At 65.4% G+C, this 26,487-nt stretch carries 21 protein-coding genes and 1 riboswitch; of the genes, 9 read left to right on the top strand and 12 right to left on the bottom strand.

What is annotated here, in order from left to right; translation table 11 throughout:
- The 7 genes from phoU to LGR44_RS20825 all read right to left on the bottom strand — a co-directional run bounded on the left by phoU (position 1) and on the right by LGR44_RS20825 (position 7,302).
- Positions 1-714, bottom strand: coding sequence for a phosphate signaling complex protein PhoU (phoU, locus tag LGR44_RS20855; protein ID WP_226742644.1), 714 nt, complete (start codon positions 712-714; stop codon positions 1-3).
- A gap of 26 nt (positions 715-740) precedes the next feature.
- Positions 741-1,559, bottom strand: coding sequence for a phosphate ABC transporter ATP-binding protein PstB (gene pstB / locus LGR44_RS20850; protein WP_226742643.1), 819 nt, complete (start codon positions 1,557-1,559; stop codon positions 741-743).
- Complete coding sequence (gene pstA, locus LGR44_RS20845) at positions 1,556-2,449, bottom strand: phosphate ABC transporter permease PstA (RefSeq protein ID WP_226742642.1); 894 nt, start codon at positions 2,447-2,449, stop codon at positions 1,556-1,558. The genes pstB and pstA overlap by 4 nt, the downstream gene beginning before the upstream one ends.
- A 12-nt stretch (positions 2,450-2,461) precedes the next feature.
- Positions 2,462-3,433, bottom strand: a complete 972-nt coding sequence (pstC, locus tag LGR44_RS20840; protein ID WP_226742641.1) for a phosphate ABC transporter permease subunit PstC — start codon at positions 3,431-3,433, stop codon at positions 2,462-2,464.
- Between the two features lie 38 nt (positions 3,434-3,471).
- Positions 3,472-4,515 carry a phosphate ABC transporter substrate-binding protein PstS gene (gene pstS, locus LGR44_RS20835; protein ID WP_226742640.1) on the bottom strand — a complete coding sequence of 348 codons (1,044 nt, stop codon included), beginning with the start codon at positions 4,513-4,515 and terminating at the stop codon, positions 3,472-3,474.
- Positions 4,516-4,834: 319 nt separating this feature from the next.
- The gene (locus LGR44_RS20830) at positions 4,835-6,154 is read right to left on the bottom strand and encodes an ATP-binding protein (RefSeq protein WP_404809967.1); all 1,320 of its coding nucleotides are present in this window, start codon (positions 6,152-6,154) and stop codon (positions 4,835-4,837) included.
- 101 nt (positions 6,155-6,255) lie between these two features.
- A complete protein-coding gene (locus LGR44_RS20825; RefSeq protein ID WP_226742638.1) occupies positions 6,256-7,302 on the bottom strand; it encodes a lysylphosphatidylglycerol synthase domain-containing protein in 1,047 nt (348 codons plus the stop codon).
- 260 nt (positions 7,303-7,562) lie between these two features.
- On the opposite strand from LGR44_RS20825, the gene LGR44_RS20820 reads away from it, so the two are divergent.
- Both LGR44_RS20820 and cobU read left to right on the top strand, forming a co-directional pair.
- Positions 7,563-8,954, top strand: coding sequence for a sensor histidine kinase (locus LGR44_RS20820; RefSeq protein ID WP_226742637.1), 1,392 nt, complete (start codon positions 7,563-7,565; stop codon positions 8,952-8,954).
- A gap of 34 nt (positions 8,955-8,988) precedes the next feature.
- A complete protein-coding gene (gene cobU / locus LGR44_RS20815; protein WP_226742636.1) occupies positions 8,989-9,537 on the top strand; it encodes a bifunctional adenosylcobinamide kinase/adenosylcobinamide-phosphate guanylyltransferase in 549 nt (182 codons plus the stop codon).
- Positions 9,538-9,551: 14 nt separating this feature from the next.
- On the opposite strand, the gene LGR44_RS20810 is transcribed toward cobU, so the two are convergent.
- On the bottom strand, positions 9,552-10,409 hold the full coding sequence (locus tag LGR44_RS20810) for an ABC transporter substrate-binding protein (RefSeq protein ID WP_226742635.1): 858 nt from the start codon (positions 10,407-10,409) through the stop codon (positions 9,552-9,554).
- A gap of 15 nt (positions 10,410-10,424) precedes the next feature.
- Positions 10,425-10,639: riboswitch (cobalamin riboswitch) on the top strand.
- Positions 10,640-10,675: 36 nt separating this feature from the next.
- On the opposite strand from LGR44_RS20810, the gene LGR44_RS20805 reads away from it, so the two are divergent.
- Positions 10,676-12,643 carry a TonB-dependent receptor plug domain-containing protein gene (locus LGR44_RS20805; protein WP_226742634.1) on the top strand — a complete coding sequence of 656 codons (1,968 nt, stop codon included), beginning with the start codon at positions 10,676-10,678 and terminating at the stop codon, positions 12,641-12,643.
- A gap of 689 nt (positions 12,644-13,332) precedes the next feature.
- On the top strand, positions 13,333-14,394 hold the full coding sequence (locus tag LGR44_RS20800; RefSeq protein WP_226742633.1) for a transglycosylase SLT domain-containing protein: 1,062 nt from the start codon (positions 13,333-13,335) through the stop codon (positions 14,392-14,394).
- Here the strand turns inward: LGR44_RS20800 and LGR44_RS20795 are convergent.
- Positions 14,349-15,695: an MFS transporter gene (locus tag LGR44_RS20795; protein WP_226742632.1), complete on the bottom strand. Its 1,347-nt coding sequence runs from the start codon at positions 15,693-15,695 to the stop codon at positions 14,349-14,351. The genes LGR44_RS20800 and LGR44_RS20795 overlap by 46 nt on opposite strands.
- A 167-nt stretch (positions 15,696-15,862) precedes the next feature.
- The gene (locus tag LGR44_RS20790) at positions 15,863-16,093 is read right to left on the bottom strand and encodes a hypothetical protein (RefSeq protein ID WP_226742631.1); all 231 of its coding nucleotides are present in this window, start codon (positions 16,091-16,093) and stop codon (positions 15,863-15,865) included.
- 134 nt (positions 16,094-16,227) lie between these two features.
- On the opposite strand from LGR44_RS20790, the gene ggt reads away from it, so the two are divergent.
- Entirely contained in the window at positions 16,228-17,982 is a 1,755-nt protein-coding gene (gene ggt, locus LGR44_RS20785) for a gamma-glutamyltransferase (protein WP_226742630.1), read from the top strand.
- A gap of 98 nt (positions 17,983-18,080) precedes the next feature.
- On the top strand, positions 18,081-19,271 hold the full coding sequence (locus LGR44_RS20780; RefSeq protein WP_226742629.1) for an O-succinylhomoserine sulfhydrylase: 1,191 nt from the start codon (positions 18,081-18,083) through the stop codon (positions 19,269-19,271).
- A 4-nt stretch (positions 19,272-19,275) separates the two neighbouring features.
- Here LGR44_RS20780 and LGR44_RS20775 read toward each other — a convergent pair whose 3' ends face one another.
- Both LGR44_RS20775 and LGR44_RS20770 read right to left on the bottom strand, forming a co-directional pair.
- Positions 19,276-20,568, bottom strand: coding sequence for a CynX/NimT family MFS transporter (locus tag LGR44_RS20775; protein WP_404809966.1), 1,293 nt, complete (start codon positions 20,566-20,568; stop codon positions 19,276-19,278).
- Positions 20,569-20,693: 125 nt separating this feature from the next.
- Positions 20,694-22,772, bottom strand: coding sequence for a methyl-accepting chemotaxis protein (locus LGR44_RS20770; protein ID WP_226742628.1), 2,079 nt, complete (start codon positions 22,770-22,772; stop codon positions 20,694-20,696).
- Between the two features lie 346 nt (positions 22,773-23,118).
- Between LGR44_RS20770 and LGR44_RS20765 the strand changes: the two genes are divergently transcribed.
- The 3 genes from LGR44_RS20765 to LGR44_RS20755 all read left to right on the top strand — a co-directional run bounded on the left by LGR44_RS20765 (position 23,119) and on the right by LGR44_RS20755 (position 26,304).
- Positions 23,119-24,255 carry a TRAP transporter substrate-binding protein gene (locus LGR44_RS20765; protein ID WP_226742627.1) on the top strand — a complete coding sequence of 379 codons (1,137 nt, stop codon included), beginning with the start codon at positions 23,119-23,121 and terminating at the stop codon, positions 24,253-24,255.
- A gap of 127 nt (positions 24,256-24,382) precedes the next feature.
- Complete coding sequence (locus tag LGR44_RS20760) at positions 24,383-24,967, top strand: TRAP transporter small permease subunit (protein WP_226742626.1); 585 nt, start codon at positions 24,383-24,385, stop codon at positions 24,965-24,967.
- Entirely contained in the window at positions 24,967-26,304 is a 1,338-nt protein-coding gene (locus LGR44_RS20755) for a TRAP transporter large permease (RefSeq protein ID WP_226742625.1), read from the top strand. Before LGR44_RS20760 ends, LGR44_RS20755 begins: the two co-directional genes overlap by 1 nt.
- Positions 26,305-26,487 lie beyond the last annotated feature (183 nt).

The raw sequence follows: 26,487 nt of genomic DNA, 5'->3' as shown, positions 1-26,487 counted from the left end.
TCAGGCTCCAACATTGACCGCAGCATCGATCGAACGGTCGTTCTTGGGCCGGTCGATCGCCAGATTCTCACCGAGCACGAGGTAATGCACCGTCTCCGCGATGTTGGTGGTATGGTCGCCGATGCGCTCGATGTTCTTGGCGCAGAACAGGAGATGCGTGCAGAACGAGATGTTGCGCGGATCCTCCATCATGTAGGTCAGGAGCTCGCGGAAGAGCGACGTGTAGAGCGCGTCGATGGCTCCGTCGCGCCGCCACACGTCGACGGCCCGCACCGTGTCCTGCTGCGCATAGGCGTCGAGAACATCCTTCAGCTGTCCCAGGACGAGATCGCTCATGTGCTGCAGGCCCAGCACGATCTTCTGCGGCTGGAACTCCTCGCCGATGGCGAGCGCCCGCTTTGCGATGTTCTTCGCCAGGTCGCCGATGCGCTCGACGTCGCCCGAAACGCGGATCGCCGAAATGGTCTCGCGCAGATCGACCGCCAGCGGCTGGCGCCGCGCGATGGTCAGGATGGCGCTTTCCTCCACCTCGCGCTGCAGCACGTCGAGGCGGCTGTCGGATGTGATGACGCTCTGGGCCAAGCCCTTGTCGTGACGGACCAGGGCGGCGATGGAGTCGACGAGCATCTTCTCGGCGATGCCGCCCATCTCGGTGATCCGTCGCCGGAGACCCTGCAGGTCGTTGTCGTAGGAGCTGACGATATGCTCCGCCATGGAAAGCCTCCCTTGAAGCGCCTCGGTCAACCGAAGCGGCCCGTAATGTAATCCTGGGTCTGTTTCTTGCTCGGGTTCATGAACATCTTGTTCGTCGGCCCGAACTCGACCAGCTCGCCAAGATACATGAACGCCGTGAACTGAGAGATACGCGCCGCCTGCTGCATGTTGTGCGTGACGATCACGATGGTGAACTCGGAGCGCAACTGCTCGATCAGTTCTTCGATCTTGCCGGTCGAAATGGGGTCGAGAGCCGAGGTCGGCTCGTCGAGCAGGATCACCTCGGGCTTCTGGGCGATGGTGCGCGCGATGCACAGACGCTGCTGCTGGCCGCCGGAGAGACCCATGCCCGACTGGCGCAGCTTGTCCTTCACCTCGTCCCAAAGGGCGGCCTTGCGAAGAGCCTCCTCGATGCGGCCGTCGAGTTCGGATTTGGGCAGCTTCTCATAGAGCCTGATGCCGAATGCGATATTGTCGTAGATCGACATGGGAAACGGCGTCGGTTTCTGGAACACCATGCCCACCCGCGCCCGCAACTCGTTCACGTCGACCGAGGACGAGAGGATGTTCTGCCCGTCGAGCAGGATCTCGCCTTCGGCCCGCTGCTCCGGATAGAGGCTGTAGATGCGGTTGAAGGTGCGAAGCAGCGTGGATTTCCCGCAGCCGGAGGGGCCGATCAGGGCCGTGACCTGCCGGTCGAAGAAATCCATGGAGATGTGCTTCAGGCTGTGGAAATCGCCGTAGTAGAAGTTGAGCGCGCGAACCGCGATGCGGGCGGGAGCGCTTGCATCGGCAACGCGCGCATTTCCGAGGGCGCCGCCTGCGGAGACGGAAATCTGGCTCATCGAGCTTGTTCCTTCCTGAAGAGCAGGCGCGCCACCACGGAGAGCGCCAGGATCGACACGGTAATGATGAGAGCGCCGGCCCAGGCGAGTTCACGCCAGTTCTCGTAAGGAGCGAGCGCGAACTGGTAGATCGTGACCGGCAGGTTGGAGACGCCGCCCATCAGGTCCGGGCTGAACCAGAAATTATTGTTCAGGGCGGTGAAGAGAAGCGGCGCCGTTTCACCTGCGATGCGCGCCGTCGCGAGCAGGATGCCGGTCACCATGCCGGACCGGGCCGCACGCCAGGAGATCTGTATGATCACCTTCGACATCGGCGCGCCGAGCGCCGCACCCGCTTCGCGCAGGGAGCCCGGCACGATGCGCAGCATGTCCTCCGTCGTGCGCACGATGACGGGGATGGCGATGATCGCCAGCGCAACGCCACCGGCCCAGCCGGAATACCCGCCCATCGGCTGCACCATGAGGGTGTAGACGAAGAGACCGATGAGAATCGACGGCGCGGCGAGCAGAATGTCGTTCACGAAGCGGATCATGCTGGCGAGCTTGGAGCCGCGGCCATACTCGGCGAGATACGTCCCGGCCAGGACACCGATGGGCGTGGCGACGACGATGCCGAGGAACGTGAGAACCAGGCTTCCGACGATGGCGTTGGCGATGCCGCCACCTTCCGTGCCCGGCCCCGGCGTCGTCTCGGTGAAGACTGCAAGGGAGAGGCCGCGGGTGCCTTCGACGATGAGCATCACGAGGATCCAGCCCAGCACCGCGATCCCGAGCAGGGTGAAGACCGTGCTGATCACCTTGAGGGCCCGGTCCGCCGTCTGCCGGCTGCGCCGGACGCGCCCCCAGGCGGGAGCTGCCGCAGCCGAAACCTGGTGAGGTGTGGCATCCATGATCGAGCCTCCTCAATGGACCTTGACGCGGGAAATCAGGAACCGCGCCAGGGCAAGAACGGTGAAGGTCACCAGGAACAGGATGCATCCGAGCGCCAGCAGCGCATTGAGATGCAGGCCCGATGCCTCGTTGAATTCGTTGGCGATGCGGGATGCGATGGTCGAACCCGGATCGAAGAGCGACAGGGACAGGCGATTGGCATTGCCGATCACGAAGGTCACGGCCATCGTCTCGCCCAGGGCGCGCCCCAGCCCCAGCATGATGGCCCCGATGATGCTGACGCCGGCCTGCGGGAGGAGGACGTAGCGGACCACCTCCCAGGTGGTGCAGCCCACCCCATAGGCGCTCTCGCGCAGCATCGTCGGGATCTGGTCGAGGATGTCGCGCGTGATCGAGGCGATGAACGGAATGATCATGATGGCGAGGATGATGCCCGCCGTTAGCACGCCGACGCCCGAGGGGACGCGGGCGTAAAGGACCGTGCCGAAGAAGGGCAGCCCTTCGACCAGGTTGGAAACCGGGATCTGGACGAACTGGGCGAAGAGCGGGGCGAAGACGAACAGGCCCCACATGCCGTAGATGATGCTCGGAACCGCCGCCAGGAGCTCGATGGTGGTCGAGACCGGCCGCCTCAGCCAGGATGGGCAGAGCTGGGTGAGGAAGATCGCGATGCCGATGGAAATCGGCACGCCGATCACGAGGGCGATGAGAGCCGAGGTAAGGGTGCCGGCGATGGCGACCCAGGCCCCGTATTGGTCCCGCCCGACATTCCAGACGCTCGAGGTCAGGAAGCCGAAGCCGAATTCGCTGAAGGCCGGCCATCCGCCGTAGATCATGGAGCCGAGGATGCCGGCGAGGACGACGAGGACCAGCAGAGCCGAACCGTAGCTTGCCCAACGGAAGACACGGTCCGAAGTGTGGTGGGAGGAGCGGCGGGCGATCTGCACGTTTGATGCGACGAGTTGATCAGACACAGCAGTCATCCGCCGCTCCTCACTATCCTTGTTGACCGGTCGGTCGATTACATCTTGTAGACCGGCTCACCCGACTTGTTCTTGATTTCCTTCGCCCAGGCATCGCGCACCTGGCCCACGACGTTGTCGGGGAGCGGAACGTAGTCGAGATCGGCAGCCAGCTTGTCGCCGTTCTTATAGGCCCAGTCGAAGAACTTCAGAACCTCGGCGGTCTGCTCCGGCTTCTCCGGGTTCTTGTAGACCAGGATGAAGGTCGGGGCAGTGATCGGCCAAGCATCGGCGCCGGACTGGTTGGTCAGGGAGATGCCGAAGCCCGGAGCAGCCGACCAGTTGGCATTGGCGGCAGCGGCCTGGAAGGACTTGTCTTCCGGCTTGGGATACTGGCCGTCCTTGTTCTGGACGAGAGCGTAGGGAATGTTGTTCTGCTTGGCATAGGCGTACTCGACATAGCCGATCGAGTTCGGGACCTGCTTCACGGTCGCGGCAACGCCCTCGTTGCCCTTGCCGCCCTGGCCGACCGGCCAGCTGATGGTGGTGTTGGCGCCGAACTCCGAATCCCAGGCGTTCGAGACCTGCGAGAGGTAGGTCGTGAAGACGCTCGTCGTGCCCGACGAGTCGGAGCGGTAGACCGGAGTGATCGTCGCATCGGGGAGCTTCACGCCCTGATTGAGCTGGGCGATCTTGGGATCGTTCCACTTGGCGATCTCGCCGCGGAAGATGTCGGCCAGGACTTCACCCGTCAGCTTGATCTGACCGGATTCGACGCCCTGGACGTTGACGACCGGAACGACGCCGCCCATCACCGTGGGGAACTGGAACAGGCCGTTCTTCTCGAGATCGGCACCCTTCATCGGGGCGTCGGTGGCGCCGAAATCGACGGTCTTGGCCTGGATCTGCTTGATTCCGCCACCGGAGCCGATCGACTGATAGTTCAGGCCGTTCCCCGTCTCCTTCTTGTAGGCCTCGGCCCATTTCGAATAGACCGGGAAGGGAAAGGTCGCGCCTGCGCCAGTGATGTCAGCAGCATTGGCAGCGGTCGAAAACGAGGCGACGGCGAGGCCGGCCGCGAAGGCGTAGGACAGAATTTTCACGAAACTTCTCCCTGTTTGTACAAGCGTGGCAGGCAGACCGATCGATGGACATGCCGTTGCCGCCGGGACAGCTAGGATCTTCCGATGTCTCGTCTACGACAGTTGGATGACAGTTCAGTGACAACGCCCGCCGCCAGCATCCGGCCACCCGTTCAAGACAACGTGACCAACGCGGATGAAGTTCAGCCGGCGAAGCTCGATAAATCGAGCAATCAGCGTAGCTTAGGCCGAGGCTGCTGGATGGGCGGCGCCCGACGCCGCGAAGACAACGTCTGGGAAAACAATCTTGAATGCGGGTTCCGGTCTTTGACAGAACGGCTTATCGGGGACCGGCCGTCTCGCCCTGAACCGCCTCCGGGATCGTTACCGTGAAGCAGGCCCCGCGGCCGGGTTCGCTCGAGATATCCAGGATTCCGCGGTGGCGGTTGACGATATGTTTGACGATGGCGAGGCCGAGCCCCGTGCCGCCCTTGTCGCGGCTCTCCGCGACATCGACCCTGTAGAACCGCTCCGTAAGGCGCGGCAGATGCTCCGGCGCGATGCCCGGCCCATAGTCGCGGACGGAGAGCACCACCTGCGGCCGCGCTTCGCCGTCCGAAGGCTGGAGGGGCGCCAACTCGACGTCGACCCTGCCGCCGCTCTCGCCGTATTTCACCGCGTTCTCGATCAGGTTCTCCATGACGCGCAGGAGTTCGTCGCGGTCTCCCAGCACCGGCACGGGGCGGTCGGGAAGGCGCGCCTGGATCGTTACCCCCCGGTCTCTCGCCAAGGGCGTGAGGGTTTCGACCATCTGCGCGACGATGGACATGAGGTCGACCGCCTCCGTGGGAAGGACATGGGCCCGCATCTCGATGCGCGACAGGGACAGGAGGTCGTCGATCAGGCGCTTCATGCGGTGCGCCTGCCCCCGCATGATGTCGAGGAACCTCTCCCGGGCGCGGGCATCGTCCCGGGCCGGCCCCTGTAGGGTCTCGATGAAGCCGAGAAGCGACGCGAGGGGGGTGCGCAGCTCATGGCTCGCATTGGCCACGAAGTCCGCGCGCATGGCTTCCAGGCGCCGTGCCGAGGTCTGGTCGCGGAAGAACAGGACGACGCCCGACTGCACCCCGATCTGGGATGGGTCGCCCTTCAGCGGGCCGATATGGACCTCGAACGTCCGTTCCGTCGGAACCCGCTCCGAATACTCGATCCGCAGCGGCGCGCCCGAAACCAGGACCTCGTCGATGCCGTCGAGCACGTCGGGACTGCGCAGGGCGAAGGACAAGGGATGTTCGGTCTTCAAGCCCGGCAGCAGCGCGCGGGCGGCCGCGTTGGCCTCCACCACGAGAGCCCGCTGATCGACGAGGATCACCGGGTCCGGGATATGGGCCAGAAGCGCCTCGGCGATGCCGGTCCGCCGCGCCTCCCTCGACTGGAGGCGACTGCGGGTTCCCAGAAGCCCTTCTCCAAGCCCCCGTCTGGAACCTCCGACGGTAGCCGCGAGGGAGATCGAAACGACGGCCGCTGCCAGCAACCAAGCATCCCACTGGCCCCGGAACGCGGCGAGCGCAACGAACACGAGGCTCGCGACCAAGGCGCCGCGAACGGCGCTACGACGGACCGGGGAGCCGGCGCGCTCAGGCTCGTCCTGCGCCCTCATGTCGTCTGGTTCGTTCATCGGAGGCTGAAGATCCGAAAGGAATGGCACGCCCTATTTAGGGGAGACGCCCGCCGGTGTCATCCACGATGCCCAGGGGCCGATCATTCCGCGAGCGCTTCTTCCTCGTCGGGCTTGAAGGCGTCGCGCGAAATCTTCATCCGGTTGCGGATCTCGTAGGCACCCAGCAGGGCCAGCGCCACCACGAACGGGACGAGGTAGTAGCACAGCCGGTAGAGCAGAAGGGCGCCGAGAACCGGCTCCCGCGGATAGCTCGAGAGAGCCAGCAGGATCGTGGCCTCGAAGACGCCGAGCCCGCCCGGAGCGTGACTGGCCACCCCCAGCATGACGGCAAAGATATAGACGGCCACGAACGTTTCGAAGCTGATGTTGTGGCCGCCCGGCAGCAGGACGAAGAGCACCCCGGCTCCGGCGCAGACATCGACGGCTCCGATCAGGATCTGTGCGATCGAGAGGCGGAACCCCGGCAGTTCGAGTTTCCAGCCCTGAATCTTGACCATCCGGCGCTTGATGGAAACCCAGACGAGATAGCCCACCACGAAAATGCCCGCGGACAGGCCGACGAACTGGTTGAGCCAGATGCTCGTATAGACGAGGCTGGCCACGTCGTCCGCCTGCCTGATCATGCTCCAGGACAGAACCAGCGCCATGCCGAGCCAGAAGGTCACGCCGGCAATGACCGTGAGGCTCGCCACCCGCGCCCCGCTGACGCCCTTCGAGGCGTAGATCCAGTAGCGGACCGTTCCCGCCGTCAGCAACGGGAACCCCAGGGTGAAGCTGACGGCATAGCTCGTGAACGACGCGAGTGCCGTCGTGCGATACGGGATGTGCAGCTTCAACTGCCGCAAGGCGATGGCGTCGTAGCAGGTCAGCAGACCGTAGCTGACAGCGGTAAAGAGCACCGCCAGGCCGATCTGGCGGAAGCTGGCGGCCGTGAAGGCCGCCTTGAGTTCGTTGGTGTCGATTTCCGAAACAATGTGCCAGAGCACGACGAGGGAAGCCCCGAACAGCAGGATGCTCGCAGCCATCCCGATCCAGGCGAAGCGGTGGGATCGCCGCTCCTTCGGATGGAGTGCGTCTGCCGACGCAATGGCCGGTGGAGAAACCGGATTGGGGCTCATGTCATTCATGAAAAAAGAAACCAGCCTCAGCTCGGGAAACGCCGCCGATCTTTCGACGAGCAGCCCTGCATCTATGTGCTCGAACGGCGAACCACCAGACGCGGAGCGATCCTTAATGACTTTCGGGCCGCGGGGCTACTCCCGGGCAACTTCCGGCCCGGAGATGCCACGGATTGCGTCGGGACGACTTGCCAAGCTCCCAAAAGGCCTAGAACTATGGCTTCAACAACGAAGCTGACCGGAAGGCAACCGATGCCAGGGGGACGCGAGTGGACTTGAATGCGACCGAGAGCCAGTTTGCCGTTCTGGCGGAAAGTCTGCCGCAGCTTGTCTGGTCGGCCCGTCCGGATGGATATCACGACTACTTCAACCGGCGCTGGCACGAATTCACCGGTTTGACGATGGAGCAATCCTTCGGCGAGGGATGGACCGGCGCCGTTCACCCCGACGACCTCCCGACGGTCCTCGACCGCTGGCATGCGTCGCTCGAAGCGGGGCAGCCCTATGAGGGAGAATGCCGGATCAGGCGGGCGGATGGACATTATTCCTGGATGCTCAGCCGGGGCATCCCGATCCAGGACATGTCCGGAACGATCGCGCGCTGGTTCGGCACCTGCACCGACATCGACGGCCAGAAGCAGGCGGAGGAATCCCTTCGCACCCTGGAGGAGCAGCACCGGCTGGCGCTCGAGGCCGCCCGGCTCGGCACGTGGAGGATCGATCTCGACGCCGGAACCGTGAGCTGGGACGAAGGAACCTGCGCCCTCTTCAACATTCCACCCGACGGCCTGCACAGCATGCCCCTGGAGGAGGCCATGGAGCGGGTTCATCCTGATGATCGCCAGGCCGTGAAGGAGCACATGGCGGCTGCCACCGCCCCGGGCTCCGGCGGCCGCTACGAGGCGGAGTATCGAACCATCCTCTCCGATGGCAGCGTCCGCTGGATGCGCTCCAACGGATCCGTCCGTTTCGTCGGGAGCGGCGACCGGCCTCGTGCCGTCAGCCTTTCCGGCATCATCAGCGACATCACCGAGCAGAAGGCCTCGCAGGAAGCGCAGCAGCTCCTGACGCGGGAACTGACGCACCGGGTCAAGAACCTCTTCGCCATCGCCAACGGCATGGTTTCCATGACGGCCCGAACGGCCAAGGATCCCAAGGAGATGGCCAATGCCCTGCGGGGACGCCTGAGCGCCCTGTCGCGGGCGCATGAACTGGTCCAGCCGGTGTCGGCCTCAGGCGCTCACGGAGGCTCCGAGGTCGACCTGAAGAAGCTCATCGAGTCCGTCCTTGCGCCTTACACCCAAGTGGAAGGCGGCCGGATCGTCGCCGAGGGTCCCGAGGTGCGCGTCGGCTCCAACACCACCACGAGCCTCGCCCTGGTCCTGCACGAGCTTGCCACCAACGCCGCCAAATATGGCTGCCTGTCCAATTCGGAGGGACAGCTTGCCATCCGGTGGAGGATCGACGGCGACGACGTCAGGATCGACTGGACCGAGGTCGGGGGGCCGCCGGTCCTCGGGCCGCCCAGCTTCGAGGGGTTCGGCAGTCAGCTTGCCCAGAGAAGCATCGCCGGCCAGCTCGGCGGCACGCTGGAGCGCGAATGGCGAACCGAGGGTCTGTGCGTGCACATGGCGATGCCGCTCGGCCGCCTGACCGCCTGACGGCCGGCCGCCGCGATCCTGCCACGGGTGATCCATGACGACCGTTTCTCGCCGCACCCTCGTTCTCGGCGGAGCCCGCTCGGGAAAGAGCCGTCTGGCCCAAGATCTGGCCGAAACGGCCTTCGGACAGCGGGTCTATGTGGCGACGGCCCAGGGGCTCGACGTCGAGATGCGGGAGCGCATTGCCCGCCACCGGTCCGAGCGCGACGATTCCTGGATGACCCGCGAGGTTCCGCTCGCCCTCGCCGAGGCCATCCGCCGGGAAACCGCTCCCGAGCGGGTCGTGCTGGTCGATTGTCTGACGCTTTGGCTGTCGAACGTTCTGCTCGCGGGGGCGGACGTGGAACAAGGGACGCATGACCTCGTGCGGGCGGTCGCCGGAGCCGCGGGACCTCTCGTGCTCGTCTCGAACGAGGTCGGCCACGGCCTCGTGCCGGAAACCCCTCTCGGGCGCGCATTCCGTGACGCCCAGGGGCGGCTGAACCAGCGGATGGCCGCAGCCTGCGATGCCGTGGTCTTCATGGCGGCCGGATGCCCGCTTCTCCTCAAGCCCGCGCCCCCTCTCCGACTGACGCTCCGGTAAGTGGCTGCTCCGGGTTACCGCACCTTCTTCCTGACCTCCTCCGCGAGAGCGTCGATGGCGGCAGGCGTCGAGGGCCCGCCACAGATCTCCAGCCGGCCGGCCATGGACAGGCGCCGCTCCGGCGGCACGCTTTCCGTCAGAGCGGGATGAACGAGGAGAGCGGAGCCGTTGTCGACGGCCCGCCCGGCATCGTCCTCCATGAGCATGTAGTCGGGTGGGCGGGTGACGATTTCCTCGAGCCGGGCCACGCCGCCCCCGCTCAGCCCAAGTCGGTCCTGATGCAGGGTGAAGCCCATATGCTGCAGGATCTCACCCATGAGCGACGCGGAAGCAGGCACCCACCCCCTTCTCTGATAGTGCAGGATGCTGCGCCCGTCCGGCACGATGTCCTTCGTGCGCCCAAGCGCGGCGTCGATGTCCGCGATCAGGGCCTCGCCGCGTTCGGGATGGCCCAGGCGCCGGGCGACCGTCCTGATCTGCTCCCGCCCCTGCTCCAGGCTCGGCCAAGGATCGAGAGCGAGCACCTCAAGCCCCTGGCCCTCCAGAAGCGACGTGCGATTGTAATGTCCGAAGGAGCCGGTGAGGACGAGATCCGCGCCGCCGAAGAGGATCGCCTCCCCCTTCCCTTCGTTCATCGGCAGGCCTTCGGCCTCGTCGGCCAGGAAGGAGAGCGACCTGTCGACGGCAAGCGGGCTCAAGGATGCGATCTGCTCCCTGTCCGCCAAGGCAAGCAGCATCTGATCGGTACAGAGATTGAGCGAGACCACACGCTGCGGCTTCTGCGCGGCAGGAACGCTTCCGGTGCCGAAAAGCAACACAAGCGCCGCGAGCGCAAGCGGACCGGAAATTCGTTTGTGGCAGAGTTGCGGCATGATGAGCAACCCCCTATGAGAGGGACCGACGTTGGTGCCTCGAGCGATCGAGGTGAAACGGGAACACGGTGCGGATTCGTCCTATCCCGTGGCTGCCCCCGCAACTGTAAGCGGCGAGCGGCGATCCTTCATGCCACTGAATCCCCCGCGGCGGAAGCTCGGGATTTGGGAAGGCGGATCGTGCGCCACAACCCGCGAGCCAGGAGACCGGCCAATGTCCGAGTGCAACCCATCTTTGCTCGCGGTGGGGCGGGCAGGAGGTCTCCATGTTTACGCCATCGCGCCGCCTCCTGGCGGCTTCCGTCTCGTTTTGCGCGCTCGTCAGCGGAGCCGTGCAGGCCCAAACCGTGACGGAGCCGATGCTCCTTCCGGACATCGTCATCACCGCAACCCGCACGCCGCTCGCCATCACGCAGGCAGGCAGCGCGATCTCGGTGATCACCGGTGAGGAAATCGCCAAGGAATCCCCGAAGAGCATCGCGGACGTGCTGCGCCGCGTGCCGGGCCTCTCGGTCGTCGAGACCGGCGGAGCCGGCGCCACCACGTCCGTGCGCATCCGCGGCGGCGAGGCGCGCCATACCCTCGTTCTCATCGACGGCGTGCGCGTGAACGATCCGTCCTCGGGATCGGCCGAGTTCGACTTCGCCAATCTGGTCGCGACGGACATCGAACGCATCGAGGTTCTGCGCGGCCCGCAATCCGCTCTCTACGGCTCCGATGCCATGGGCGGCGTGATCAACGTGATCACCCGCAAGGGCAAGGGCGCGCCGCGCTTCACCACCAGCGTCGAGGCCGGGAGCTACGGCACCAAGGCGGTGCGCGCCGCCGTCTCCGGCAGTTCCGGCCCGGTCTCCTATGCCTTCTCCACGACCGGTTTCGACACGGCGGGCTTCTCCCGCTACGGCTACCGTATCGGAAGGATCGAAAACACGCGCTTCTGGCCCCTCGAAGCGGATGGAGCCCAGCGCCTCGGCGCGTCCGGTCGCGTGATTGTCGCGCTCTCTCCCGACGCGGAACTCGAGGTGGGAGGATATGGCAGCTTCAACGGCGCACAGTACGATGCCATCTTCGGCAGTCTGCCCGACTCGCCGTCGCAGTCGCAGCAGCGCCTCTTCGAGGGGCATACCCGGCTGACGGCCTATACCTTGGACGGTTTGCTGCGGAACACGATCCTCGTCTCGGCGAGCCGCACGAACAGGCACTACCGGGATGTGGGCTCCTATGCCCTGCCGTCGCTGTACTGGTCGAATTCCGGCTTTACTGGCGACCGCGTCGCGGCGGAGTACCAGGGCGACCTGAAGCTCGGCGCCTTCGGCCTTCTCACCTTCGGCGCGAAAGCGGAGCGGGAGCGCCTCACCTCGACCGCCCGGGACGTTCTGCCCTTCGTGACCCCCGAGCGCGAGACGAACGACGCCTCGCAGACGACGCGCTCGCTCTATGCCCTTCATCAGTTCACCCTGTTCGAGAACCTGCATCTGTCCCTCGGGGGCCGTCTCGACGACGTCGAGGACGGCGACCGCTTCGGCACCTGGCGCGCCACGGCAGCCTACGAGGTCCCGAACACGGGCATGAAGATCCGCGGAAGCGTGGGCACCGGCGCCAAGGCTCCGAGCCTGTACCAGCTGTACGACCCGAGCTACGGCAACCCGGCGCTCGAGTCGGAGCATTCGGTCGGCTTCGACGTCGGCATCGATCAGCGCCTGCTCGATGATCGCCTTCTTCTGTCGGCCACGTTCTTCGCCAACCGCTTCCGCAACCTGATCGACTTCGCCAGCTCGGACGAGTGCCGCCCCGACCAGGCTTTCGGCTGCTTCGTGAACGTGGCCCGCGCCACCACGTCGGGCGTCGAGCTCTCGGCGGATGTGGACGTCGTTCCGTCATGGCTGCGCGTCAAGGCGACCTATACCCATCTTGAGGCATTCGATCAGGTTACGGACCTGCGCCTTGCCCGGCGCCCGCGGGACGAGGGCCGCCTCGGCCTGATCGTGACCCCCGTCGCAGGATTGTCCATCGAGCCGTCGGTGGTCTTCACCGGCACCCGCTTCTCCTCGACGGGCGAGCAGAACAAGCTCCAGCCCTATGCGCGCTTCGACGTCTATGCGGATTACCGGATCAACGACACCTTCAGTGTCTATGCGCGGGCGGAAAACCTGACTGACGCCCGGTATCAGGACGTGTACGACTACGGCACCGCAGGCCGCTCCTTCTATGCCGGTCTGCGCGCAACCTGGTGAAGCGGCAATAGCCGAACCGACATTGTAGCGGGAGGGCATTCGGGCTCTCCCGCTCCCAAGCCGCCAGTGAAACGGCGCCATTCCGGCCTCTAATTCAAGGCAAAGCCGCCTCCGCTCGGTCCCGCGGCGCCGAGCTGGCAGGGCCGGTATTTCAGAGACCCCGAGAGGGCTTTTCCTGCCCCGGCGACCCCGACAGCAGAGACCGATGAGAAGACGGCCGTCGCTGTCCTAGGCGCGGCGCGTCTTCCTATGCCTGCGCGGCCGGTTAGTGAACGGCCGAGGTCGAATCGAGACCTAATTCTCTCCAAGCCATTGAATGTATTCGATTTCAGCCCTTCCAGAGCGCTTCCGCTTAGCCTGAGCGGCCTAGGCCATGAAGCCTAGCCGATGAAGCATTGCCTAGAAAGTTCCGGGTGATAATGTTTCAAAATGCGCGACAGGACGCCGCGATGGGAGGTGGAATGACCCCGGACAAGGTCAAGCTGACCCATTCTGAACATACCGAGCCGTCACCACGGGTCCCTGACTTGAACGAAAAACGACCGCTCGCCCGCCTCGCGGGAGCGATGCGGGATCTTCTCGGGGGTTCATGCATGACTGTAGTCCTGACAGCGTCTCGCGACGCTCGCCAGCCAGCCATTCTTCTGCATAACGACGAAAGCCGTCTTTTGTTTCAACCGCGCCAGGCAATGCGCCCTGGCAACAGCACATGGGGCAAGAAGGCCCTGCTGCGCCTGACCACGAGCATGGCTCTGGGCGCCCTTCTGACGATTGCGACGGTGAGCGCTGCGTCCGACCCGGCCGCTGCCGCGAACGCCAACTCCCTCGCCGCGCCTCAGGCGCAAACCACCGTCGCCCACGCGAACGGGATCGAGGCGATGTCGCATTCCGACCTCGCCAAGGCGGAGCGTCCGGCCCTGACGGCGACGGCCGCCGATCCGCTGGCGGCGATCGTGCCGGTTGCGGCCGCAGAGGAAGGCGACCTGCGCGCCCGCATCATCTCCCTGATGCCGCTCACGGACGCTCCCGAGGTCGAGGGTGCCGACACTGCGGAAGCAGGGGCCTCGGCCGGAGACTATCTGCGGTTCGAGGAGATGCGCGTGCCGCGCTGGATCGTGGATGCCGTCCTGCGCGCCTCCGAGGTCACCGGCGTGGATCCCGTCTACATGATGGCCCTGGCGGACAAGGAATCGAGCTTCATTCCCGACAACAAGGCGTCGTCCTCATCGGCGCAGGGACTCTATCAGTTCATTTCCAGCACTTGGATCGAGGTGATCCGCTCCTTCGGGGCGCAGCATGGCCTGACCGCGGAAGCGGAAGCGGTCAAGGTCGTCAACGGCCAGCTCACCGTGCCGGACGAAGCCATGCGCGAGCACATCCTCGGCCTGCGCCGCAACCCCTACATTTCCGCGCTCATGGCGGCGGAGATGAAGAAGCGGGACCGGGCGAAGATCGAGCAGAAGATCGGCCGCGAGATCAACCGGTCGGAGTTCTATCTCTCCCACTTCTTCGGCGTGGACGGGGCCGGCAAGTTCATCTCTATGGTGGACGAGAAGCCGAAGCAGAGCGCGCCCCGCCTCTTCCCGGCTGCGGCCAAGGCCAACAAGGCCCTGTTCTTCGCCAAGGCCGGCCGCAAGACCCGCCAGCTCACGGTGGCGGAGGTCTACGACAAGATCGACGAGATGATTGACTCGCGCCTCAACCGCTACGAAGGCGTATCCGCCGTGGCGGTGGCCGGCGTCGCTCTCTGAGAGGAGGCATCCGGCTCCTCTGAGCCGGGCCGTTCCTCCGTGGATCGGTCGGTGGACGCGGAGGCTTCGGCGGCTGCGTCCGCCTCAAGCCGCGTCTCGAGAACGGTCGTGGCCGAGCCCGTCGGCAGAATCTCCACGAATCCGCCCTTCGCCGGAGGCCGTGGCAGGAGCCTGATGCGCACGACGATGAATGCCATCAGGGCGAACGAGATCACCGCCGAATAGATGAACAGCCCCCTGGGGCCGATCAGATCCATGGCCAAGGCCCCGAACAGGGGGCCTATCGTGACGCCCACGGCCCAGGAAAACAGGAGTGAGCCGACCGTGGAGACGATCTGACCGGGATCCACGATATCGCACGCATGGGCGACGCAGACGGAATAGATGCAGAGCGCCAGACCGCCCCAGGCGGCAAAGCCCAGCAGGATGAGCGTTTCCCCACCTTGCGCGCTCGCCAGAAGAATGAGGATCGAAACGAGGCTGGTGCCGCCGGCCAAGCCTGCGATCACATAGCGGCGGTCCGAGCGGTCGGACAGCCATCCGAGCGGCCACTGCATCACCAGGCTGCCGGCCTGCAGCGCAAACAGCAGCGCCGCCGACTTTTCCTGCGTCAGCCCGATGCTGACACCGAAGACCGGCGTGATGGCGATGACCGGACCGTTGACCAGGCCCACCGCGAAGGCGCCGATGACGGCCGAGGGCGCCGCCACGAAAAGGCTCCGCACCCGGATGCGCACGCTACGCGGGGCGGGAGGTTCCTCGGTCGTCGTCGCGGCGATCGGAAGAAGCGACAGGGACATCACCGCGCTCACGGCCATGAAGAGCCCGTCCGCCTGGATGCTGCCGAGCCCGATCCCGAGGGGAGAGAGCATGAGCGCGATCTTGGTGCAGATCATGTAGATCGACAGGATACGGCCGCGGTGGCTGGAAACGGCGCGGGCGCTGATCCAGCCGTCCGTCACCGTGAAGATGCACGCGAAGGTGATGCCGGTCAGTCCGCGCAGAATCGCCCAGGCCAGGGTCGAATGGGCTTGCGTCATGCCCAGCACGACGACGGCCGCGATGGCCGCGAGGCTCGCAAAGGCCCGGATGTAGCCCACATGCCGGATGAAGGACGGGGCGAGAAAGCAGCCGGATGAAAAGCCGAGCCCGTAAGCCGCCGCCACGATGCCGATGGACGAGATCGACAGGCCCTCGGCCTGCATGCGCAGGGGCATCAAGGCCTGCAGAAGACCGTTGGCACCTTGCAGGAGAGTGGTCGCAGCCGTGATCGTCCAGATGAGGGCTAGGGAGGAGTTCACGGGCTCAACGGAAAGGTGGGAGCGGCGGCCGCAGGATGAGCAATGATAGAGGGCAAGCGCCGCCGGAGATCAAGAGCCCATATCCGGCCCGAAGCGCATGTTCGGCGAGATCGGGTATGCCAAGCAGCCTTCGCCCCCGGCATACCGCAGGTGAATTCGAGAAAGGTCTAGTTCTTGGCCGTCTCTCGCCGGAAGCTGGCAAAGAGATAGAAGCCGTTGAACCGAACGCCGGTTGCCGCGGCCTTCCCATCGAAGCCCAGTGGGGCATCGGAACCATCGACGCGCCCGTCGAACTGCCAATGGGGGCCGATTACGAAACGGGGGACGGAGCGCTCTTCCGGTACGGCACAGCAGAGCCCATCGGGCCCGGTACTTCGAAACACATTATAAGAATTCATGTTGCCCTCCTCAGTTATGCCTCGCCGCGAATCGATTGATAATCGAACAGAACGGCAGGACTATGTTCGCTGCCGCACATTGCGGCGCCGGAATCCGGCCGTTCCAGGTTCGGCGACGAGAGGGAGAGCGAGGGATGAAAGTTCAAGGAATCTTGTGGCGAAGCCTCGTGGGGCTTGGCTTTCTTTCGGCCGCACCGCTTGTCGCGCCCGCTTTCTCCCAACCCGCGGCGCCGGCTCCGGAAGCGCCGACCGGCCGCACGGCGAAGTCTGCCGGCTCAGCCACGCAGGACATGGTCGCGGCCGCCAATCCCCTGGCGGCTCAGGCGGGACGGGAAATTCTCGCCGCCGGCGGCAGCGCCGTCGATGCGGCGGTGGCCGTCCAGCTCGTCCTCAACCTGGTCGAGCCGCAGAGTTCCGGCATCGGCGGGGGCGCGTTCCTGGTGTTCTGGGACGGAACGACCATGACCACCCTCGACGGCCGCGAGAAGGCGCCCGCCGCGGCCACGCCCGAGCGCTTCCTGGGGCCCGACGGCAAGCCGATGAAGTTCTACGATGCCGTGGTCGGAGGGCGCTCGGTCGGCGTCCCCGGAACGGTCCGCCTGCTCGAGACCGCGCACCGGAACTGGGGCAAGCTGCCCTGGAAGGATGTGATCGAGCCCGCGGCTCGCCTGGCCGAGAACGGCTTTGCCATCTCGCCCCGCCTCAACGGCCTTCTGACCCAGGAGAAATACCTCCAGAACGATCCGGTCGCCCGCGCCTATTTCTACGAGGCCGACGGCACGCCGAAGGCCGTGGGGACCATCCTCAGGAATCCGGCCTTCGCCCGGACCCTGCGCACCATCGCCGAAAAGGGAGCGGATGCTTTCTATACGGGCGAGATCGCCCAGGATATCGTGGCGACGGTGACGGGCCACGCCACGAATCCGGGCGACATGACCCTCGACGACCTTGCGAACTACAAGGTCGAGGAGCGGGCAGCCCTCTGCGGCCCCTACCGCAGCTACAAGATCTGCGGCATGGGTCCGCCGAGTTCCGGACAGGTGGCCGTGCAGCAGATCATGGCGACCCTGGAAACCCAGGACATGGCGGCCCTGAAGCTCGGGCCGGAGGCGGCGCATTGGATGGCCGAGGCCGGCCGCCTCGCCTTTGCGGACCGCGCCCTCTACATCGCCGACCCGGCCTTCGTGAGCGTTCCCGTCAAGGGCCTGACCGATCCCGGCTACCTGAAGTCCCGCGCAGCCCTCGTCGATCCGAACAGGTCCATGGGCAAGGCCCAGCCGGGCGATCCCCCGTTCCAGAAGACCTTCCGGTGGGGCGCATCGGAGGGCATCGAATTCGGCACCAGCCACATCTCCATCGTCGACCGGAACGGCAACGCCGTCTCCATGACCACCACCATCGAGGACGGCTTCGGCGCGAGGATCATGACCAGGAGCGGCTTCCTGCTCAACAACGAGCTGACCGACTTTTCCTTCACGCCCGTGGAGGACGGCAAGCCCGTGGCGAACCGGGTGGAGGGCGGCAAGCGGCCGAGGAGCTCCATGGCTCCGACGATCGTGCTCGACGGCAACGACAAGCTCTATGCCGTCGTGGGATCGCCGGGCGGAAGCCTGATCATCAACTACGTCGCCAAGGCCCTGGTGGGCCTGCTGGACTGGAAGCTCGACCCGCAGGTTGTGGCGGACCTGCCGAATTTCGGCAGCCGCAACGGCCCGACGGAGCTGGAGGCCGGGACGGAGGCCGAGGCCTGGAAACCGGCGCTCGAGGCGAAGGGCCATGAGGTCCGCCTGATCCCTCAGACCTCCGGCATCCACGCCATCGTGGTGACCCCGTCAGGCCTCGTCGGCGGCGCCGACAGCCGGCGCGAGGGGGTTGCCATCGGCAATTAGCACCCGTGTCTTGGGAAGCGTGTCCCTGGCCCTCGACGGATGCGCTTCCCGCATAAAAAACGATTGTTCCTTAAAAAGAACGATCCTACACTCGCTCCATGACCAAGACACGATGTCCCGACTACCATCTCGAGACCCGCCTCGTTCACGACGGCCAGGAGCGCAGTTCCTTCGGCGAAACCTCCGAGGCGCTCTTTCTCACGCAAGGGTTCATCTATGAGACCGCGGAGAGCGCCGAGAGGCGGTTCCTGAACGAGGAGCCGGGATACAGCTATACCCGCTTCTCCAATCCGACCGTCGCCATGTTCGAGCAGCGAATGGCTTCCCTGGAAGGCGCCGAGGCGGCGGCCGCCACGGCCACGGGCATGGCCGCCGTCACCGCCGCCATGGTGGGGCAACTGCAGGCGGGAGATCATGTGGTCGCGGCGCGGGCTCTCTTCGGGTCCTGCCGCTGGGCGGTCGAGGATCTCCTGCCCCGCTTCGGCGTCGCCTGCACCCTTGTCGATGGACCGGACCTCGGCCGGTGGCGTGCTGCGGTCAGGCCCGAAACCAAGGCCTTTCTGCTGGAGACGCCCTCGAATCCGAGCCTGGAGATCATCGATATCGCCGGGGTTGCCGATATCGCCCACGCGGCCGGCGCGACGCTCACCGTCGACAACGTGTTCGCCACGCCGCTCTGGCAGAAGCCCCTGGAGCTGGGGGCCGATTGCGTCGTCTATTCCGCCACCAAGCACATCGACGGCCAGGGCCGCTGCCTGGGCGGCGTGATCCTCGGCTCCGCGGAGTTCATCGAGACGAAGGTGCAGCAATTCCTACGGATGACCGGCCCCACCCTCTCGCCCTTCAACGCCTGGGTTCTGCTCAAGGGGCTCGAGACCCTGTCGCTCCGGGTCGAGCGGCAGACCGCGACGGCCGGCTTCCTGGCCGACGCCCTGCACGATCACCCGAAGCTCGAGCGCCTGACCTATCCGGGGCGCCCCGACCATCCGCAGGCGGAATTGATCAAGCGGCAGATGCGCGGAGGCTCCACCATGATCGCCCTCGATGTCCAAGGCGGCAAGGCGGGTGCCTTCCGGTTCATGAACGAATTGCGTCTCATCCGCATCTCGAACAATCTCGGCGACGCGAAGAGCCTCGTCACGCATCCCGCAACCACCACGCACCAGCGCTTCACACCCGAATTGCGGGCCGAGATGGGGATCTCCGACGGCCTCGTCCGCCTCTCCATCGGGCTTGAGCACGGGGAGGATCTCCTGGAGGACCTGAACCAGGCTCTGGCCCGGGTCTGACCGATCAGGCCCCGGACGTCAGGGCTGCCACCACATGCCTCGCCCGCCCGGCTCCGAGGCCGCAGAGGGCAGCCGCGACGCCGAGAAAAACGAACAACAGGCCCGACGAGGCGAAGCTCCCGGTCCAGTCGCGGAGGAATCCGACGATCAGCGGCCCGCACGCTGCGAGAACATAGCCGACGCCCTGAGCCATGCCGGAGAGCTGCGCGGCGACATGGGCATCCGGCGAGCGCAGGATGATCAGGGTCAGGGCGACGGCAATCAGTCCCCCCTGACCGAATCCCTGAAGTACGGCCCAGATCCACACCGTCGAAAGCGGCGCGAAGAGGCAGCCCAGAAGGCCGGTCATGGCGGCGGCGACTAGCAGCACGTTGATCAATCGCTGATCGCGCCCTCTCACGGCGATGGAGGGCACGACCAGGCAGGCGCCGGTCTGAACCAGGACCGAAACCGACACGACGAACCCGGCGGTGATCGCATCCAGTCCCCGCTCCCGCAGGATCGGCGCAAGCCACCCGAAGACGCAATAGGCGAGCGCCGATTGCAGCCCCATGAACAGGGTGACCTGCCAGGCGAGCCTGTCGCGCCACAGCCACACCCCATGAGATCGCGCCCGGCGGATATGGGGCTGGGAGAACAGGGACTGCGGAGCCCAAAGAAGCACGACGACGACGGCCGGCACCGCCCAGACAGCGAGAGCGAGAGGCCAGGAGCCGCCGAGGACGTGTTCCAGAGGCACCGTGAAACCGGCGGCGCTGGCGGCGCCGGCACAGAGAGCCATTGTATAAAGCCCCGTCATCATGGCCGCGCGGGTCGGGAAGTCCCGCTTCACGAGACCCGGCAGGAGCACGTTGACGACGGCGATGCCCGCGCCGGCGAGGACCGAGCCGATCAGGAGCGCCGGCACCGTAGCCAGACCTCGCAGAGCGGTGCCGACGGCCAGGACGACGAGCATCGCCAGGATCGTGCGTTCGGCGGCGTATCGACGGGCCAGTTCGGGGGCGACGGGCGCAAACAGGCCGAGGCACAGCACAGGCAGCGTGGTCATGAGGCTTGCGCCGGAGGGCGACACGCCCGTGCTCTGCATGACTTCGGGAAGGAGAACGGAAAGGCTGGAGAAGACCGGCCGCAGGTTGAACGCGATCAGGACGATGCTGATGCCGAGCAGGACGCGCTCCGCAACGCTCTGGGGCGGGCTCGGCGGTGGCGGCGCGCTGTCTGCCTCCGCATCGATCAGCTGCTCGTCGGCAAGATCCATCTCGTGGGGAGACGCGGGACTCTGGCTTGGCTGGGACACGTTTCGGGCGACCTGCTGCGAGAATGATGGAGCATGTGCCTATAACGCCTGAGCCGCGGACAGCCAGGGCCGGCCGAGAATGGGAGGGTTGCTCGAAGCTCGTGCAGGTGCGACGGCTGGCGGCGTCAGGCCGCCCGGAGCCGCGAAAGGAAACCGCCCACGGCAAGGATGAGAGCGTCCGCCTGCTCGCGGATCTGGCCGACGGCGCCCGCTGCGTGGCCCGCCGCCTCCCCCGCGGTCGCGGCAGCCGCGCTGACGCCGGCCACGTTCCGCGACACCTCCCGGGTGCCTTCCGCGGCCTGCCCCACATTCCCGGCGATCTGCCGCGTCGAGGCCGCCTGTTCCTCCGCCGCCGCGGCGACCGAGGCCGAGATGGCGTCGATCTCGCCGATCACGCGCCCGATGCCGACGACGGCCGTCACCGCCTCCTCCGTCGTTGACTGCATGGCGGCGATCTGGGCGGAAATGTCCTCCGTCGCCTGCGCGGTCTGGCTGGCAAGCGCCTTCACCTCGCTCGCCACGACGGCAAATCCCCGCCCAGCCTCGCCGGCGCGGGCCGCCTCGATGGTGGCGTTCAGCGCAAGCAGGTTGGTCTGGGAGGCGATCTCGGCGATCAGCTTGACCACATTGTCGATCCGCTGCGCGGTTTGGGCCAATTCGCCGACCGTGGCATTCGTCCGTTCCGCCATCTGGGTCGCCTGCCGCGCCACGGCGGCGGCCCGGTTCATCTGAGCCGTGACCTCGAGCGAGGAGCGCGTCAGCTCCTCGGTGGCAACGGCCACCGCATCGATGTTTCCGGTGCTCTGCTCGGACCCCGCGGCTGCGGAGAGCGACTGGCTGGCCGTGACCTCCACCGACTCGGCAACGGTATGCGTTGCCGCCTCGGCCTGCTGGGCCGCCCCGGCGAGTGCGCTGACAGCCTGGTTCACCTCGCGCTCCAGGGCGTCGGCGATCGCGAGGAGCCCCGTGCGCCGCTCCGCCTCGGTCTGATCCCGCGTCTGTTCCTGCAGGGCCCGCAGGTGCTCGACCTCCTGTGCATTGGCCTTGAACACCTGGAGGGCCTCCGCCAGGCGGCCGATCTCGTCGCGTCCGCTGTAGCGCAGGGGATCGATCGTCAGATCGCCCTTGGCGAGCCGCTGAACGAGGCCGGTCACGACCACGAGGCGGCGCGACACCCTGAAGTTCACGAACCAGATCAGGCCGCCGACGCAGATGAGGGTCGCCGTCCCGGCGAGCATGAGCAGCAGCATGGCGCGGCGGGCGTGCTCGAGGCTGCCTTCGGCGGCCTGCACCGCCTGGGCGGCGCCGGCCTCCGACAGGCGCAGGGCCGGTTCGAGCAGAGTGCTGGACTGGTCGTAGAACGCATCGAAGCTCAAGGGGAACGACCCCGTGGCGGACGCCTCGAGCATTCCGGCCCTCAGGGAACGGTAGCTCCCGAAGAGCTGTGCCTGGAGGACCTCCGCACTGTCGCGCTGATCCTTGGGAGCATCCGTGCTCTCCAGGGACAGGCGGACCATGTTGAAGATCTCCTCGGCCTTGCCGAAATTCATTTCTGCCTCGGCGACGGCGACCGCGTCCATGGGGGAGCGTGCCGCGCTTGCGATCAGGAAGAAGGTCTGGTCCTGGCTGGCGTATTCGCGCATCTCCCAGGCGAGTTTCTGAACGTTGAGGCCGTGGAGGACGCCAGAGGGCACGGCCGCATCGCGAACGTCGAGATAGGCACCGTAATCGAACAGGGTGCGCGTGAGGGACTTCATTTCCGGCACGAGAAGGCGTGACCGGTCCTTGCTGCGCCTGAAGGCGGTCTTGGTGACCTCGGCATCGATCTCCTGCCGGAGATCGGCGATCTTCTTCACGGCGCCTTCCACGCCGGCCAGAAAGCCTTGGGTCAAGAGGTCCGAGGCCCTTGCCGCGCCTTGGAGCTTCGTCGTGGCCGCATCGAACTTGATCCGCTGCGCATCGAGACGGGAGCGGAGCTCGGGCGTGATCGGTTCGCGAAGGGTGAGCGCGACCTGGGTCAGCACCCGTTCCTGGGAGAGTTCGACGGTCGTCAGTCCGAGGAGCTCCCTCAGATGGGCCGCCTCCTCGACCTGCTCGGCCTGGCTGATCGCCGTCAGCTCACGCTGCAGATCGCGACCGAAGATGACGGAGAGCAGGACGGCGATGCAGATGCAGACCGTCGCTCCCATTAATTTGATGGACATCTCTTCTCAGCCCCTGCCTTCCGCTGCGTCATAAAAACAGGGCAGAGGTTAAGGTCCCGTTGCCGGAGACCCTGTTCGAAACACATTATTCCTAGGAATTCGGGCGTATTGCCTCGGGTCTCCGGTGGTCGTCCGATAGGCAGGCATAGAACTTTGGGATAAACTGTCTTGCCGACACGGATGTCACGGCTATTTTCAATCGGTCCGCAAGTAAAAGCGAGCGCTCTTGCGGTCATCGACCAGGACTACGTCCGAATTCGCTTGAACTCCCTATAGAAGTGCCGCAACATGACCTCAAAACAATAATGCCTTCATAAGAAATCAGAGGGGCATGAGGGAGGTCGTTATGACGAAAGCGAAGTCTCCGGAGGCTGGCGCCTCCGGCGGAGCCAAGCAATCACGGCGTCGTTTCTTGCAGGTCACGGGACTGGGCGCCGCCGCAACTGTCGCCGCACCGCAGGTATCCCGAGCGCAGACCGCCACCTGGAAATTCCAGTCCACCTGGCCGAACAGGGATATCTTCCACGAGTTCTGCAACGATTTCGCCAAGCGCGTGAACGACATGTCGGGCGGACGCCTGAAACTGGACGTTCTCGCGGCCGGCGCCGTCGTGCCGGCGTTCCAGCTGCAGGACGCGGTCCATGCCGGCATTCTCGACGGCGGCCATGGCGTGGCCGCCTATTGGTACGGCAAGAACAAGGCCTTTGCGCTCTTCGGCACCGGACCGTCCTTCGGCTGGAATGCCAATTCGTTCCTCGCCTGGATGAACTATGGCGGCGGCTACGATCTCTACAACGAGCTGCAGCAGCAGATCCTGAAGCTGAACATCGTCGGGTTTCTCTCCGGTCCCATGCCGGCGCAGCCCCTCGGCTGGTTCAAGAACCAGGTATCGTCGGCGGATGCGTTCAAGGGCCTCAAATACCGCACGGTCGGTCTTGCGGCCGACCTGAACCGGCAACTCGGCGCCGCGGTGACGATTCTGGCGGGCGGCGAAATCGTGCCGGCCCTGGAGCGCGGGGTGATCGACGGGGCGGAGTTCAACAATCCGTCCTCGGATCTGGTGCTCGGCTTCCCCGACATCTCGAAGAACTACATGCTCCAGAGCTACCACCAGGTCGGCGAGACCTTCGAGATCATCTTCAACAAGGCGAAGTACGATGGGCTGCCGCCTGAACTGAAGGCGATCGTCAAGTACGCCGCCGAGGCGGCCTCCGCGGACATGTCCTGGAAGGCGCTCGACCGCTACTCGAAGGACCTCGAGGCGATCAGGGGCCGCGGGGTCAACGTGTCCAAGACACCGGACAGCGTGCTGCAGGCTCAGCTCGATGCCTGGAACAAGGTCATCGACGAATTCTCGCAGGACGCTTTCTTCAAGAAGGTGATCGACAGCCAAAGGGCGTGGGTGCAGCGCACCTACGACTACGAGCGCCTGAACGAGCCCTCGCGCGACATGGCCTACGACCACTTCTTCAAGGCCACCTGAAGCGCTGCACGCGAGCCGCCTCTCATCGGGAGGCGGCTCCGGGAGATGGGGCGGCGCGCCCGGCACCGACCCGGGCGCGCCGGTCCTTCGAGGCATGTCCTGAAGACACCCCGAGGTAAGGCTTCACATGGGTTTCGTCTATCTCATCGACCGCATCAACTCCTTCATCGGAAAGGGTGTGAGCTGGTCGATCCTCGCCCTGACCTTCGCCGTCTGTTACGAGGTGTTCGCGCGCTATGTGATGCGGGCGCCGACCGAATGGGCCTTCGACGCGAGCTACATGCTCTATGGGCTGCTCTTCATGGTGGCGGGCCCCTATACCCTGGCCCGCAACAGCCACGTGCGCGGCGACTTCCTCTACCGGTCGTGGTCGCCCAAGCGGCAGGCCTGGATGGACCTCGTCCTCTACTTCCTCTTCTTCTTCCCGGGCATCCTGGCCTTCATCTATGCGGGCATTCCCTTCACGCAGATGTCCTGGCTCATGAACGAGCACTCCATGAACTCGCCCAACGGGCCGCCGATCTATCCGTTCAAGGCGCTGATCCCGATCGTCGGCGTGCTCATGCTCTTCCAGGGCATCGCCGAGGTGATCCGCTGCATCGCCTGCCTGCGCAGGGGCGATTGGCCCCCTCGCCTCCACGACGTCGAGGAGACGGAGAAACTCGTCCTCGAACAAGCCGAACAAGAAGGTCTCAAGAGGGGTGACATCTGATGCTGGCTTCATGGGGTGTGGGGAATCCCGAACTCGGCGTGCTGATGCTCGGCCTGTTCATCGTCTTCATCATGTTCGGCTTTCCGATCGCCTTCACGTTGATGGCGCTCGGCTTCGGCTTCGGATACATGGCCATGGGCGACATCGTCTTCGCCCTCGTGGTGCAGCGGGCCTACTCGGTCATGACGAACGACACGCTCGTCGCCATCCCGCTCTTCGTGTTCATGGGCTACATCATCGAGCGGGCGAACATTCTCGACCGTCTGTTCAATGCGATCCAGATCGCGGTGGGGGGCCTGCCCGGCTCCCTGGCCGTCGCGACGCTCATCACCTGCGCCATGTTCGCGACCGCGACCGGCATCGTCGGTGCGGTGGTGACCCTCATGGGCCTGCTCGCCTTCCCGGCCATGCTGCGGGCGGGCTACGACGTGCGTCTCTCGTCAGGCGTCGTCTGTGCAGGCGGCTGCCTCGGCATCCTCATCCCGCCCAGCGTGATGCTCATTCTCTACGGCGCCACGGCGGGCGTCTCCGTGCCCAAGCTCTATGCCGGCGCCCTGTTCCCGGGTCTGCTCCTTGCGACCCTCTATATTCTCTACGTGATCGTCCGCTGCATGATCAATCCGAGCCTTGCACCGAAGCTGCCGCCGGAGAAGCGCGCAGCCTCCTTCGGCAAGGTCTTCTGGGCGCTCGCCACCTCGTTCTTTCCGCTGGCGCTGCTCATCTTCTCCGTTCTCGGAGCCATCTTCTTCGGCATCGCGACGCCCACCGAAGCCGCCGCCGTCGGAGCGCTCGGCAGCCTCGTGCTCGCGCTCGCCTACCGCTCGCTGAACTTCAGCAAGCTGAAGGAATCGGTCATCCTCACGGCCCGCACATCCGCCATGGTGTGCTGGCTCTTCATCGGCTCGTTCATCTTCTCCTCGATCTTCGCCTTCCTCGGCGGTGACCAGCCGATCGAGAACTTCGTCATGAGCCTGAACCTCTCCCCCTTCTGGTTCCTGATCCTGACCCAGGTGATCATCTTCATCCTCGGCTGGCCGCTGGAATGGACGGAGATCGTCGTCATCTTCGTGCCGATCTTCCTGCCCCTCCTCGACAATTTCGGGGTCGATCCGATCTTTTTCGGCATCCTGATCGCCCTCAACATCCAGACCTCGTTCCTGTCGCCGCCGGTCGCCATGGCGCCCTTCTACCTGAAGGGGGTCTCGCCGCCCCATGTGAACATCAACGACATCTTTGCCGGCGTGATGCCGTTCCTGCTTCTCGTGATCGTCACGATGGCAATGTTCTACGCCTTTCCGCAGATCGGCCTCTGGCTTCCGGAATATCTCTACCGCTGACGCGGCGGCCGCAGGGGCGGGATCCATAACCCGGGCACGAAACGGCCCGGGAGGGGGCATCGCGGCGTTATGCCGCTCGCGCATTGCAGCCCGGCATTTCGCGTCGGCCTGCTGCGAAGTCCTTCCAGATGCTGGAATATTTGCCTCTCACCCGGCGGAGGCTGGATCGAAGTTATTTTATTA

Source organism: Microvirga lenta (assembly GCF_020532555.1).
Taxonomy (GTDB): domain Bacteria; phylum Pseudomonadota; class Alphaproteobacteria; order Rhizobiales; family Beijerinckiaceae; genus Microvirga; species Microvirga lenta.
This window is presented reverse-complemented; position numbering and strand designations above follow the sequence as displayed.